This window comes from Pseudomonas sp. GZD-222, assembly GCF_049310525.1.
In the GTDB taxonomy this organism is placed as follows: Bacteria; Pseudomonadota; Gammaproteobacteria; order Pseudomonadales; family Pseudomonadaceae; genus Aquipseudomonas.
In genome coordinates this window covers 38,131-50,814 of record NZ_JBMOWO010000046.1, presented here as the reverse complement: position 1 = coordinate 50,814, position 12,684 = coordinate 38,131, and the positions used below count along the sequence as shown (strand labels likewise).

General features: G+C 60.4%; 12 protein-coding genes. 4 read left to right on the top strand and 8 right to left on the bottom strand.

Annotated elements, in window-relative coordinates; translation table 11 throughout:
* Positions 1-157 precede the first annotated feature (157 nt).
* Entirely contained in the window at positions 158-376 is a 219-nt protein-coding gene (locus tag ACO6VD_RS08490) for a PA3496 family putative envelope integrity protein (protein WP_075226612.1), read from the top strand.
* Here ACO6VD_RS08490 and ACO6VD_RS08485 read toward each other — a convergent pair.
* Positions 318-1,265: a LysR family transcriptional regulator gene (locus tag ACO6VD_RS08485; RefSeq protein WP_422418293.1), complete on the bottom strand. Its 948-nt coding sequence runs from the start codon at positions 1,263-1,265 to the stop codon at positions 318-320. The genes ACO6VD_RS08490 and ACO6VD_RS08485 overlap by 59 nt on opposite strands.
* Positions 1,266-1,468: 203 nt before the next feature.
* Between ACO6VD_RS08485 and ACO6VD_RS08480 the strand changes: the two genes are divergently transcribed.
* Both ACO6VD_RS08480 and oadA read left to right on the top strand, forming a co-directional pair.
* A complete protein-coding gene (locus tag ACO6VD_RS08480; RefSeq protein ID WP_422418292.1) occupies positions 1,469-2,884 on the top strand; it encodes an acetyl-CoA carboxylase biotin carboxylase subunit in 1,416 nt (471 codons plus the stop codon).
* An 11-nt stretch (positions 2,885-2,895) separates the two neighbouring features.
* Positions 2,896-4,704, top strand: a complete 1,809-nt coding sequence (gene oadA, locus ACO6VD_RS08475) for a sodium-extruding oxaloacetate decarboxylase subunit alpha (protein WP_422418291.1) — start codon at positions 2,896-2,898, stop codon at positions 4,702-4,704.
* Positions 4,705-4,852: 148 nt separating this feature from the next.
* Here oadA and ACO6VD_RS08470 read toward each other — a convergent pair whose 3' ends face one another.
* The 3 genes from ACO6VD_RS08470 to ACO6VD_RS08460 are packed head-to-tail and all read right to left on the bottom strand — an operon-like array spanning position 4,853 to position 6,622.
* A complete protein-coding gene (locus ACO6VD_RS08470; RefSeq protein ID WP_422418290.1) occupies positions 4,853-5,518 on the bottom strand; it encodes a GNAT family N-acetyltransferase in 666 nt (221 codons plus the stop codon).
* Between the two features lie 16 nt (positions 5,519-5,534).
* Positions 5,535-5,981, bottom strand: a complete 447-nt coding sequence (locus ACO6VD_RS08465; RefSeq protein WP_422418289.1) for a GNAT family N-acetyltransferase — start codon at positions 5,979-5,981, stop codon at positions 5,535-5,537.
* Positions 5,982-5,992: 11 nt separating this feature from the next.
* Positions 5,993-6,622 carry an FMN-binding negative transcriptional regulator gene (locus ACO6VD_RS08460; RefSeq protein ID WP_422418288.1) on the bottom strand — a complete coding sequence of 210 codons (630 nt, stop codon included), beginning with the start codon at positions 6,620-6,622 and terminating at the stop codon, positions 5,993-5,995.
* A 90-nt stretch (positions 6,623-6,712) separates the two neighbouring features.
* On the opposite strand from ACO6VD_RS08460, the gene ACO6VD_RS08455 reads away from it, so the two are divergent.
* Entirely contained in the window at positions 6,713-8,242 is a 1,530-nt protein-coding gene (locus tag ACO6VD_RS08455; protein WP_422418286.1) for a PLP-dependent aminotransferase family protein, read from the top strand.
* A 3-nt stretch (positions 8,243-8,245) separates the two neighbouring features.
* On the opposite strand, the gene ACO6VD_RS08450 is transcribed toward ACO6VD_RS08455, so the two are convergent.
* The 4 genes from ACO6VD_RS08450 to ACO6VD_RS08435 form a co-directional block, all read right to left on the bottom strand.
* Positions 8,246-9,346 (bottom strand): polyamine ABC transporter substrate-binding protein, encoded by a 1,101-nt coding sequence (locus ACO6VD_RS08450; RefSeq protein ID WP_422418284.1) that lies wholly within the window; start codon positions 9,344-9,346, stop codon positions 8,246-8,248.
* The gene (locus ACO6VD_RS08445) at positions 9,343-10,389 is read right to left on the bottom strand and encodes a histone deacetylase family protein (RefSeq protein ID WP_422418283.1); all 1,047 of its coding nucleotides are present in this window, start codon (positions 10,387-10,389) and stop codon (positions 9,343-9,345) included. Before ACO6VD_RS08445 ends, ACO6VD_RS08450 begins: the two co-directional genes overlap by 4 nt.
* 136 nt (positions 10,390-10,525) lie before the next feature.
* On the bottom strand, positions 10,526-11,518 hold the full coding sequence (locus tag ACO6VD_RS08440; RefSeq protein WP_422418282.1) for an AraC family transcriptional regulator: 993 nt from the start codon (positions 11,516-11,518) through the stop codon (positions 10,526-10,528).
* A 58-nt stretch (positions 11,519-11,576) separates the two neighbouring features.
* The gene (locus ACO6VD_RS08435) at positions 11,577-12,569 is read right to left on the bottom strand and encodes an asparaginase (protein WP_422418281.1); all 993 of its coding nucleotides are present in this window, start codon (positions 12,567-12,569) and stop codon (positions 11,577-11,579) included.
* Positions 12,570-12,684 lie beyond the last annotated feature (115 nt).

Here is a 12,684-nt window from a genome sequence, read left to right as displayed (position 1 = left end):
AGCGGGGTTGCCCCGCGATGCGATTTCCCTGACCCACCGCAATCGCTGGGCAAGCCCGCTCCCACAGCTGTTTCATCGATTTGTCATTGGTGCGCCGCTAAATCGTAACGCCGCGTAGTCAGGCTGAAACTCCCGCACTCGATCAGGGAGATATGCAATGGCTCGTGAACTCGATGGCTCGTACCAACCCAACGCCAAGTCCCGCAAGCAGCAGGAGAAAGATCAGCGCCGCATGGAGTACCGCCGCGCGATCGAAAGCTACTCCGAGCAACGCCGCCTGCTTCAGGAAATTGCTGATTACCCCGAATTGCAGGCTATCAGCGTGTGGCAGGTATCGGCGGCAAACTCCCCGAAAAACGCTCAACAAGCCCGCTGATTTGCGTTCGTTCGCTACGGATGAATGCAAGAAAGGCCAAGGCCACCGGCGATTGCCGCTTGGCCTTGGACTGCACCACACACCAGCTGCGGTACAGTGGCAGCTCTTCAACCGGTAACTCGCGCAGCACACCGGTGGCCAGTTCCAGGTTCAGCGCATGGCGGGTCAGCAGGGCAATGCCCAGCCCGGCAATCACACATTCACGCTGGGCATCGGCCGAGGCGACTTCAAGGGTCTGGGTGAAGTGCACGCGCTTGTCCTTGAAGTACTCCTCGCAGGCTTTGCGGGTGCCGGAACCTTGTTCGCGAACCAGCAGGGTGTGCGGTTCCAGGTCTTGCAGGCGCAGCTTTTCAAGTTTGCACAGCGGATGGTCGGGCGGTGCCACGGCGACAATCGGATTGTTGAGGAACGGCAGGAACTCCAGACCCATGTCCTGAGGCACCATGGACATGATGATCAGGTCGTCACGGTTGTCCGAGAGGCGACGGATGGCCTGGGCCCGGTTGACCACGGTGAGGGTAAGATTGACTTCTGGGTGCTGGCGCTTGAAGGCGGCGAACAGGTGCGGGACGAAGTATTTGGCGCTGGATTCCACTGCCAGTTTCAACTGCCCTTGCAGCGAGCCTTGCATGTCGGACAGCTGCATATCGAGGCTTTCCAGGCGCCCGAAGATGTCTCGGCTGGCGCGCTGCAAGGCTTCGGCAGCCTCGGTCAGGTAGAGTTTTTTGCCGACGTACTCGAACAGCGGCTGGCCCACCAGTTCTTCAAGTTGACGGATCTGTAGACTAACGGCGGGTTGCGTCAGGTTCATCTCCTCGGCCGCGCGGCTGTAGGAACGCAAATCACAGACCTCATTGAAGATCTGCAATTGACGCAATGTCATACGCATCAATGACTTACGCATTTTTTTCTTATCTCGGCAAAACCTTGTAACAGCACTATAAGCTTTTGCTAATGCACGCCCTAATAAATATTGATTTTTGTTTATCCAGAGACAGCGCTAGGGTAAAGATGCGACTGGCCAGCGACGATTGGTCACGCGCCGACCGGCGGTGCCGGCTCGTTTGTTCTAGCGGCCTTGGGAATACTCCAGTGATAAAAAAAATCCTGATCGCCAACAGGGGTGAAATCGCAGTTCGGATCGTGCGTGCCTGCGCCGAGATGGGCATTCGCTCCGTGGCGATCTACTCCGACGCCGACCGCCATGCCTTGCACGTCAAGCGTGCAGACGAGGCCCACAGCATTGGTGCCGAGCCCCTGGCCGGCTACCTGAACCCGCGCAAGCTGGTGAACCTGGCTGTGGAAACCGGTTGTGATGCGCTGCATCCCGGTTATGGTTTTCTGTCTGAGAACGCTGAGCTTGCGGACATCTGTGCTGAACGCGGGATCAAGTTCATTGGTCCGGCAGCCGAAGTCATTCGCCGCATGGGCGACAAGACCGAAGCCCGGCGCAGCATGATCAAGGCCGGTGTGCCGGTAACCCCGGGCACTGAAGGCAACGTCGCCGATATTCATGAAGCGCTTGAAGAAGGCGATCGGATCGGTTATCCGGTGATGCTCAAGGCCACCTCCGGCGGCGGTGGTCGCGGTATTCGTCGCTGCAACAGCCGCGAAGAGCTGGAACAGGCATTCCCGCGAGTCATTTCCGAAGCGACCAAGGCCTTTGGTTCGGCGGAAGTGTTCCTGGAAAAATGCATCGTCAACCCGAAACACATTGAAGCGCAGATCCTCGGCGACAGCTTCGGCAACGTTGTGCACTTGTTCGAGCGCGACTGCTCGATCCAGCGCCGCAACCAGAAGCTCATCGAGATCGCCCCAAGCCCGCAACTGACCCCTGAACAGCGCGCCTATATCGGTGACCTGTCGGTGCGCGCAGCCAAGGCTGTGGGTTACGAGAACGCCGGTACCGTGGAGTTCTTGCTCGCCGATGGCGAGGTGTACTTCATGGAGATGAACACCCGGGTGCAGGTGGAACACACCATCACCGAAGAAATCACCGGCATCGACATCGTTCGCGAACAGATCCGCATTGCTTCGGGCCTGCCGCTGTCGGTCAAGCAGGAAGATATCCAGCACCGCGGCTTTGCCCTGCAGTTCCGGATCAACGCTGAAGATCCGAAGAACAACTTCCTGCCCAGCTTCGGCAAGATCACCCGTTACTACGCACCCGGCGGTCCCGGCGTACGTACCGATACGGCGATCTACACCGGCTACACCATTCCGCCGTTCTACGACTCCATGTGCCTGAAACTGGTGGTCTGGGCGCTGACCTGGGAAGAAGCCATGGACCGCGGCCTGCGAGCCCTGGACGACATGCGCTTGCAAGGGGTGAAGACCACTGCCGCCTATTACCAGGAAATCCTGCGCAATCCGGAATTTCGCAGCGGTCAGTTCAACACCAGCTTCGTTGAAGCTCATCCAGAACTGACCAACTATTCGATCAAGCGCAAACCCGAAGAGCTGGCCCTGGCCATCGCTGCCGCCATTGCCGCCCACGCAGGCCTGTGAGGAATCCCATAATGTCCAAGAAAATCTTTGTAACCGACACAATCCTGCGCGATGCCCATCAGTCCCTGCTGGCCACCCGCATGCGTACCGACGACATGCTGCCGATCTGCGACAAGCTCGACAAGGTTGGCTACTGGTCGCTGGAAGTCTGGGGCGGCGCAACCTTCGACGCCTGCGTGCGCTTCCTCAAGGAAGACCCGTGGGAGCGCCTGCGCAAACTGCGTGCAGCGCTGCCTAACACCCGTTTGCAGATGCTCCTGCGCGGTCAGAACCTGCTCGGCTACCGCCACTACAGCGACGACGTGGTCAAAGCCTTCGTGGCCAAGGCTGCCGTCAACGGTATCGACGTATTCCGCATATTCGATGCCATGAACGACGTGCGTAACCTTCGCGTGGCCATCGAGGCGGTAAAAGCGGCCGGCAAGCATGCCCAGGGCACTATTGCCTATACCACCAGCCCGGTGCACACCATCGACGCTTTCGTGGCCCAGGCCAAGCAAATGGAAGCCATGGGTTGCGACTCGGTGGCGATCAAGGACATGGCTGGCCTGTTGACCCCGTACGCCACGGGTGAACTGGTCAAGGCGCTGAAGGCCGAGCAGTCGCTACCGGTGTTCATCCACTCCCACGACACCGCTGGCCTGGCTGCCATGTGCCAGCTCAAAGCCATCGAGAACGGTGCCGATCACATCGACACCGCGATCTCCAGCTTCGCTTGGGGCACCAGCCATCCGGGTACCGAATCGATGGTTGCGGCACTCAAGGGCAGCGAATTCGACACTGGCCTGGATCTGGAGCTGCTGCAGGAAATCGGCCTGTACTTCTATGCCGTGCGCAAGAAGTACCATCAGTTTGAAAGCGAGTTCACCTCCGTGGACACCCGCGTGCAAGTGAACCAGGTACCGGGCGGGATGATTTCCAACCTGGCCAACCAGCTCAAAGAACAGGGCGCGCTCAACCGCATGAGCGAAGTGCTGGCTGAGATCCCACGCGTGCGTGAAGACCTCGGTTTCCCGCCGCTGGTGACCCCGACCTCGCAGATCGTTGGCACTCAGGCGTTCTTCAACGTCCTGGCTGGCGAGCGCTACAAGACCATCACCAACGAGGTGAAGCTGTACCTGCAAGGCGGTTACGGCAAGGCTCCGGGTGTGGTCGACGAGAACCTGCGCCGTCAGGCCATCGGCAGCGAAGAAGTCATCGACGTGCGTCCGGCAGACCTGCTCAAGCCGGAAATGACCAAGCTGCGTGCCGATATCGGCAACCTGGCCAAGTCCGAAGAAGACGTGCTGACCTTCGCCATGTTCCCGGATATCGGGCGCAAGTTCCTCGAAGAACGTGAAGCCGGAACCCTGACCCCTGAAGTGCTGCTGCCGATTCCAGAAGCTGGCAAGGTCGCCTCGGCTGGCGGTGAAGGTGTGCCGACCGAGTTCGTCATCGACGTCCACGGCGAAACCTACCGCGTCGACATTACCGGTGTCGGCGTCAAGGCCGAAGGCAAGCGTCACTTTTACCTGTCCATCGACGGCATGCCGGAAGAAGTGGTGTTCGAACCGCTCAACGAATTCGTCGGCGGCGGCAGCAGCAAGCGCAAGCAGGCCAGCGCTCCGGGCCACGTCAGCACCACCATGCCGGGCAATATTGTCGATGTCCTGGTCAAGGAAGGCGACGTGGTCAAGGCCGGTCAGCCGGTGCTGATCACCGAAGCCATGAAGATGGAAACCGAAGTCCAGGCGGACGTCGCCGGCAAGGTCACCGCCATTCATGTAGCCAAGGGCGACCGGGTCAACCCGGGCGAGATTCTGATCGAGATCGAAGGCTGATTTTCAGGTCTTCATCTACAAGCAGTTAACCTCTGGGGAGCAAATGCTCCCCTTTTTTTGCGCTCTGTAGGAGCGGATTCATCCGCGATGGGGCGCGTAGCGGCCCTAAATAGGCCTGCTATGCAGGCCATCGCGGATAAATCCGCTCCTACCGGCACGCTTCGAGGGTTTGCACCTGGCCGCCAGGCTTTTGGTTATCGCTGCCCAGCCAGCGCTCAAACCCCGCCGCAACCGCCGGCCACTCATCGTCGGTAATCGAGAACCACGCGGTATCGCGGTTACGGTCCTTGATCACCATATGCTTGCGGAACACCCCTTCGAAGCGGAAGCCGAAGCGTTCAGCGGCTCTTTTCGAACGGGCGTTGTCGTTGTTGCACTTCCACTCCAGGCGACGGTTGCCCAGCTCGAATGCCAGCTTGCCCAGCAGGTAGACCGCCTCGGTCCCTTTGGGGGTGCGCTGCATGGCGGCGCCGAAGGCGATGTGGCCAATTTCGATACGGCCCTGCTCAGGCACGATCGACATCAGGCTGAGAATGCCCTGGGTCTGGCCGCTGGCACTGTCGATGACGCTGTAGAACAACGGATCGCTGCTGGCCGCATTGCTGTCGAGCCAGTGGTCGAAGTCTTCGCGTTCGGTGAAAGGCCCATAGGCCAGGTAGTCCCAGAGTTTCGGGTCGGCTTCGGGGCCTTGGAACACCTGCCAGAGGTCTTCGCGGTCACGACGCGGATCGAGTTTTTCCAGGCGAATGAAACGCCCGACCAGGGTTGTCGGATGTGGGCGCTTGGCCGGGTGCCAGTTCAACGATTCACTCATGTAATGGCTCCTGGGATTACAGCGGTTTGCGAAACTGGATGAAACCAGGTCGCTCGGCGACTTGCTCATAGAGACTGATCGCAGTGGCATTGGTTTCATGGGTCAACCAGTGCACCTTGGCGCAGCCTGCTTCCTTCGCCGTAGCGTAGACGTATTCGATCAACTGGCGGCCGATACCCAGGCCACGTTGCTCATTCTGGACATAGAGGTCCTGCAGGTAGCAGGAGTTCTCGATGCTCCAGTTGGAGCGGTGATAGATCCAGTGGACCATGCCCACCGCCTTGCCTTCGACCCAGGCCAGCGCGGCATTGGTCGGCTCATCGACGTCGAGCATGCGTTGCCAGGCCACGGCACTCACCTCTTCGGCAATGCGGGTCTCGTAGAAGCGCTGATAGGCTTGCCACAGTGGCAGCCAGGCGCTGTGGTCATCGGCGGTTACCGGGCGGATCGTAACGCTGGGCATGAGAGATTCCTTCACGATTGGCGCATTACTGCGGCCAGTTGGTTGTCCAGGGGATTGGTGCTGTTGGCCAGGCTTGTACGCACACCTTCGATATCGATGGCCGAACGGTTCTGACTGAGTTTGCGGGTGCCTTGCAGGCGCTCGATGGGCAGGGCAAAACCGACGATGGCCTTGAGCATCCCGGCCATGTAATCGGCGGGCGCCTCATCCACCGACCAAGGCTTGGCCTGAGTCTGTTCATGCTGGTCGCTCAGGCGCCGGACGATGTCCAGCAGCCGCTTGGCATCGTGGTAGACCTCGGCCTTGCCCCAGGCATGTACGGCCACGTAGTTCCACGTCGGTACGGTACGCGGATCTTCAGCCTTGCTGGGATAGTAGCCGGCGCTGACATAGGCGTCGGGCCCGGCAAACACCACCAGGGCTTCGGCACCGTTTTCCAGTTCTTGCCATTGCCGGTTGGCGCGGGCGAAGTGACCGTAGAGGGTGCCGTTGCTGCCTTGGCTGCGGTCCAGCAGCAGCGGCAGGTGGCTGGCCTGCAGCCCTTGTTCACCCTGAGTGACCAGCACGGCCAGACGGGTCTGCTCAATCTGCTGCTGCAGTTGGCTGAGGTCGGTTTCCTTATAGCTCGAAGGTGTGAACATGGGCGTTGTCCTTGGCGAATGCTTCCATCCTAGGCAGGCTATTGGTCTATGGTAAGAGCCATTCCTGGCTAATTTGATAGGTCCATTGTCATGAGCGTGCATCCTTTCACCCTGCCGTTCGACCCGACCGGCATTGTTCTTGATCGCCGCCAGGGGCTGAGCCGCCAGCTATACCAGGCACTGCGTCTACGCGTGCTGGATGGTCGCTTGAGTAGCGGCACCCGCTTGCCGGCCACCCGTGACATGGCGGCGGCATTGGCGCTGTCGCGCAACAGCGTGGTGCGCGCCTATGACCAGCTTTATGCCGAAGGCTTTATTGAAAGCCGGGTAGGTGACGGGACTTACGTGAGTCAGCTGCCAAAACTATCCACAAAAGTATCCACAGGGTTATCCCTGGGTTTTTCCACAGGGTTATCCACAAAATCGCCGGATAATACTGAGTTTTTATCCAGTAAGGTTATCCACAGCGGTCCCTTGGAGCGACTCGAGAAGCATCATTTACCGGCGCCAAAAAGCGGTCCGCCGCGCGCTTTTCGTGTCGGTTTGCCGGCGCTGGATCTGTTTCCTTTCGACGTCTGGGCCAAGCTGCAAGCGGGATTCTGGCGCAATCCGGATCCGGCGGCGCTCGGTTACGGCGACCCTGCGGGTGAATCGCAACTTCGTGAGCTGATTGCCACCTATTTGCGTCGATCACGCGGGCTTTCCTGCACGGCTGAACAAATTGTGATCACCAGTGGCGCACAGCAGGCCATTAGTCTTTGTGCACAGCTGCTGCTGGAGGCGGGGGATGTGGTGGCTGTGGAAAACCCCGGCTATCGCGCCGCCGGAAATGCTTTTGCGTTAACCGGTGCGCACGTACGGGGTATTGCCGTCGATAACGAGGGTCTGGACTGCGCAGCCCTGTATGACCTGCCGCACTGTCGCTTGAGTTATGTGACGCCCTCGCACCAGTACCCCACTGGCGTCACCATGAGCCTGGCCCGGCGCCTGGAGCTGCTGGACTGGGCTCAGCGCAAAGATGGCTGGATCATCGAGGACGATTACGACGGTGAATACCGCTACAGCGGTGCGCCGCTGGCCCCGCTGGCGGCACTGGACCGTAGTGGGCGGGTGTTGTACATCGGCACCTTTGGCAAGATTGCCTTTCCCGCCTTGCGCCTGGGTTATCTGGTACTACCGCAACAGTTGGTTCAAGCTTTCTCGCGTTGCCGGGCACTGTCCGTCAGGCACTCGGAAGTCGGTACGCAGGCGGTAATGGCGCAATTCATGGCACAGGGGCATTTTCAGCGGCACATTCGCCGTGTGCGCCGTGCCGCCCTGAACCGGCGCAATGCTCTGCAGCAGGGCTGGCCTGTGGATATTCCTGGCCTCGGGCCGATGCCTGAGGTCGCGGCAGGGTTACACGTAAAGATCGATGTGGACAGTTATGCCCGCGAACAGACATTGATCGCCCAGGCCGAAGCCGTCGGGGTCGAACTCAATGCCCTGAGCGATTATTGGTTGCCGGACTCGGCCACTCCTGTGGATAACCGCGCAGGGCTGGTGCTGGGCTTCGCCGCAGTGGACGAAGCCCGGATTGCCGACGCGCTGGCACGCTTGCAGCGTGCCTGGCGTGGTTAACGATCAGGTCCCGGCCTTGATCTTGGTCCAGGCCCGGGTGCGCGCACGCTCTGCGTCGCGAGCCAGAGGCTGCAAGGTATAAAGCTTGGCCATGGCCGCTTCGGTCGGGTAGAGGTTGGGGTTGTCGCGAATCGCCGGAGCGACTAGCCCGGTCGCGTCCTTGTTAGGGTTCGGGTAACCGACAAAGTCGCTGATCGGCGCAATCACCTTTGGCTGCAACAGGTAGTTGATGAAGGTATAGGCATCTTCCGGGTTGGCTGCACCTTTAGGGATTGCCAGCATGTCGAACCAGATCGGCGCGCCTTCCTTGGGCAGGCGCATATCCACGACCACGCCGTTCTTTGCCTCCTTGGCGCGGTTGGCCGCCTGGGAGAAGCTGCCCGAGTAGCCTACGGCCACGCAGATGTCGCCGTTGGCGATGTCGGCCATGTACTTGGAGGAGTGGAAGTAGGTGATATGAGGCCTGATCTTGAGCATCAGCGCTTCAGCCTGCTTGTAATCGGCCGGTTTGTCGCTGTTGGGCGGCAAGCCCAGGTACTGCAGGGCCAACGGCAGGATCTCTGAGGGCGAGTCGAGCAGGGCAACGCCACACTGCTTGAGCTTGGCGATGTTTTCTTCTTTGAAGATCAGGTCCCAGCTGTCGACGGGGGCGTTCTCGCCCAGTACCGCCTTGACCTTGTCCGGGTTGAAGCCGATCAGCACGGTGCCGTACATATAGGGCACGGCAAACTTGTTGCCGGGATCGTTGGCCTCGATCAGCTTCATCAACTTCGGGTCCAGGTGTTGCCAGTTTGGCAGCTTGCTGCGGTCCAGTGGCTGGAACACCCCGGCTTCGATCTGCTTGGCGAGGAACACGTTGGAGGGCACGACGACGTCGTAGCCGGAGTTGCCGGTCAGCAGCTTGGCTTCGAGGGCTTCATTGGTGTCGAAGATGTCATAGATCAGCTTGACCTGGCTGTCTTTCTGGAAGTCCACCAGGGTTTGCGGGGTGATGTAGTCGAACCAGTTGTAGACGCGCAACGTGCGCTGTTCGGCGGCCTCGAGGTTGCCGACGAGCAGGATGCTACAGAGCAAGGGAGCGAATAAGCGCTTGAGCCGGGTCATGCTTGAGTCTCCTGATACGCACGTTCAAAGCCTTCCAGGACGTTCACGGCATTGATACCGATTTCTTCGACTGCATAGCCGCCTTCCATGACGAACAGCGTCGGTTTACCCAGGCGCGCGATGCGTTCGCCCATCTGCAGGTAATCGGGGCTGTCCAGTTTGAACTGGGAGATCGGGTCGTCCTTGAAGGTATCTACCCCAAGCGACACGACGATCACGTCCGCAGCATAGCTGGCGATGCGCTCGCAGGCCTGATCCAGGGCGTTGCTCCAGGTGGCCCAGTCACTGCCGGCTGGCAGCGGATAGTTGACGTTGTAACCCAGGCCTTCACCTTCACCTTGTTCGTCGGCGTAGCCGAGGAAGAATGGAAACTCGGCCTGTGGGTCGCCATGAATCGAGGCGAAGAACACATCGCTGCGCTGGTAGAAGATTTCCTGGGTGCCGTTGCCGTGATGGTAATCCACATCCAGGATCGCGACTTTGCGGTGGCCCTGGTCGAGAAATGCCTGGGCTGCAATGGCGGCGTTGTTCAGGTAGCAGTAGCCGCCCATCACATCGCTGGCGGCGTGGTGTCCCGGTGGTCGGCACAGGGCAAAGGCACTGTGGGCGCCGGCTTGCACCGCAGCCTGGGCGGTGAGTGCCACTTGCGCTGCGCTGTAGGCAGCCTGCCAGGTACCGGCAGTGATCGGCGCACCGGCGTCGAAGCTGTAGTAACCCAGCTCGCCATGCAAACCGCGGGGTTTGACGCTGCGCAAGGTGCGCGCCGGCCAGGTAAAGGGCAGCAGGTCGCCCTCGTGGCCGAGACTGGCCCAGCGCTGCCAGGCACCTTCGAAGAAGTTCAGGTAATCGGCACTGTGCACGCGTAGCAGCGGTGCGCGGCCAAAATCCGCAGGGCCTTGTACCGGACCCAGTTCACAACTCTTGACCCGCTCTAGTACATGGTCAGCGCGTGAGGGCATTTCGAAGCAAGGCATCAGTTGCCCGTCGATCAGCTCGCAGCGGCCGTGATGCAGGCGATGGTCATCGGAATATATTGTCAGCATTTGTTGTTCTCCGGGGTCACTGGCATTGATCCATTGTTGATGGATCAGCCCCGGTTCAGAACGGCGGAAACGGCCAAAAGGGGATCGATATGGCCAGTATGAGTGTCCGGATTTCGCCCCCAGGCCGTTTACCAGGTCAGGCGCGGAAATGGCTAGGTGCTACACCGCTCCAGCGCAGAAATGCATGGCGAAAGCTGGCGGTCTCGCTGAAGCCCAGTGCTTCCGCGATTTGATAGATCGGCACTTGGTCATCGGCCAGCAATTGCTTGGCCCGCTCGAATCGCAGCTCATCGAGCAACTGCTGGTAGCTGCTGCCCAGTTCTTGCAAATGCCGACGCAGGGTGCGCGATGAGCAGTTCATCTGTTTTGCCAGGCCTTCCAGCCCGGGAGCGGCGTCCAGTTGGTCGAGCAGTAGCTGACGGATGCGTCCCAGCCAGGCCTGGCGACCGGTGAACTCCAGGTTCTGGCGGCGGCAGCGTTCACTCATGGCCCGGTGGGTGATCTGGTCAGCCAACGGCAAAGGGGCATCTAGCCAGCGGCGCTCGAAGGCAAAGGCGTTATCACTGGCCTCGAAATGCAGCGGGCAGTTGAAGGTATCGGCGTAAAGCGCCTGATAATCCGGAGCGCTATGGACAAAGCGTGTCGCCAGCAGCGGCAGCGCCTGGCCGAGCAGGTCGTCACAAATGACTTTCAAGGAGGTCAGGCAGAACTCGGCATTGAAGGCTGCCAGGTGCGGATCTTCGCGATAATTGCTGGCGCTGAACCAGATGCGCTCCCCGTCTTCAATCAGGCGTAGCTGGAAAAGTGTTCCCAGCAGCGCCGGATACTGCATGGCCAGACGCAAAGCGTCACCTAAGGTGGCACTGGAGAGCAGGGCGTAACCGAGCATGCCGTAGCAGGAAACATGCATACGCCGACCCAGCTCCAGGCCCACTTCACGGCGCCGCGCCACGGCGTTGGCACAGACCATCAGCTCCTGGCGCGTGGTAATGCGCGAGTCGGCGCGGCCCAGGTCCGCCAGGCTGATGCCGCTACCCTCGAGGAGCGCTGCAGCCTCTACGCCATCGTCCTGGAAGGCCTGCAGAACCAAGGACACAGCGTTGAGGGTAGTGAGGTGTGAGTGGAGCATGTCGGGCTTCCTGCTGAAGGGCTGCCTGCAAGCGAGCAATATGCGTGCCTTGCCGGGGTCAGCGCAGCTCTCCACAGAGGTCCAGTTCGATCAGGCGTCGCACTTCTGCCGTCGGCAAGCCTGCGCCAAGCAGCAACTGCAACTTGCCGAAAGCCGCTTCGCGGGTCATTCCACCACCGGACAACACCCCGACCTGACGCAGGCGGCTGCCGGCTTCGTACACGTCCAGTTCGACCCCGCCTTCATGGCACTGGGTGATGGCTACCACCACGATGCCTCGGGCTTGCGCCAGGGCCAACGCGTCGAGAAAGTCTGGATTGTCAGCCGGCCCGGTGCCGCTGCCGAAGCATTCCAGGATCAAGCCTTGTGCACCGCTGTTGAGCGCCGCTTGCAATAACGCAGCGCCGAAGCCGGGTACCAGCGGCAGTACGGCAACAGTAGCGATTTGTTTTGACTGGCGATAATCCAGTTCGGTTGGTAACGGCTGCAGCCTGGCTGCACCGCCAGAACGCTTGAGCGTAACGAACGGGTGGCGGCCGAAGCTGCGCACCTTGGCGCTGCGGTTGGGTTCAAGCAGCTCGCCGTGAAAATACAGCTGCACACCGGCAGCAACGCCTTGGGCCAATGCCTGCAAGGCGCCGACCAGGTTTTCCCAGGCATCGCTGTCGGCAACCCCGGCCGGCAGCATGGAGCCGGTGAACAGCACCGGTGCTTGCAGACCAAGAAGCTGGAAACTCATGGCGGCGGCGCTATAGGCGAGGGTATCAGTGCCGTGCAGGATCAGCACGGCATCGCAGCCTTGGCCATCGACGGCCTCGATCACAGCTTCGCGCAGGTGCTGCCAGTACTGGGGGGTCATGTTGGCGCTGTCGATCAGCGGCTGCATTTCGCGAAACCGCCATTGCGGGATATCGGCAAGCCCGCTCAGTTGCTCGCGCATCCGCTGCTCGAACCCCGAGGCCGGGGCCAGGCCATTGGCGCTGGTCTGCATGCCGATGGTGCCACCGGTGTACAGCACCATGATGTTGCGAGCGGGGTGGGCGGTGGCCATGGGGCTGTCTCCGTGAGCGGCTTATAGTTAGCTGCCCACAGTACGCCATGCTGTCAACGATATGCCACAGGCAAAAAAAAGGGCCCTGGGAGTGATCCCAGGGCCCTCAAAAGGT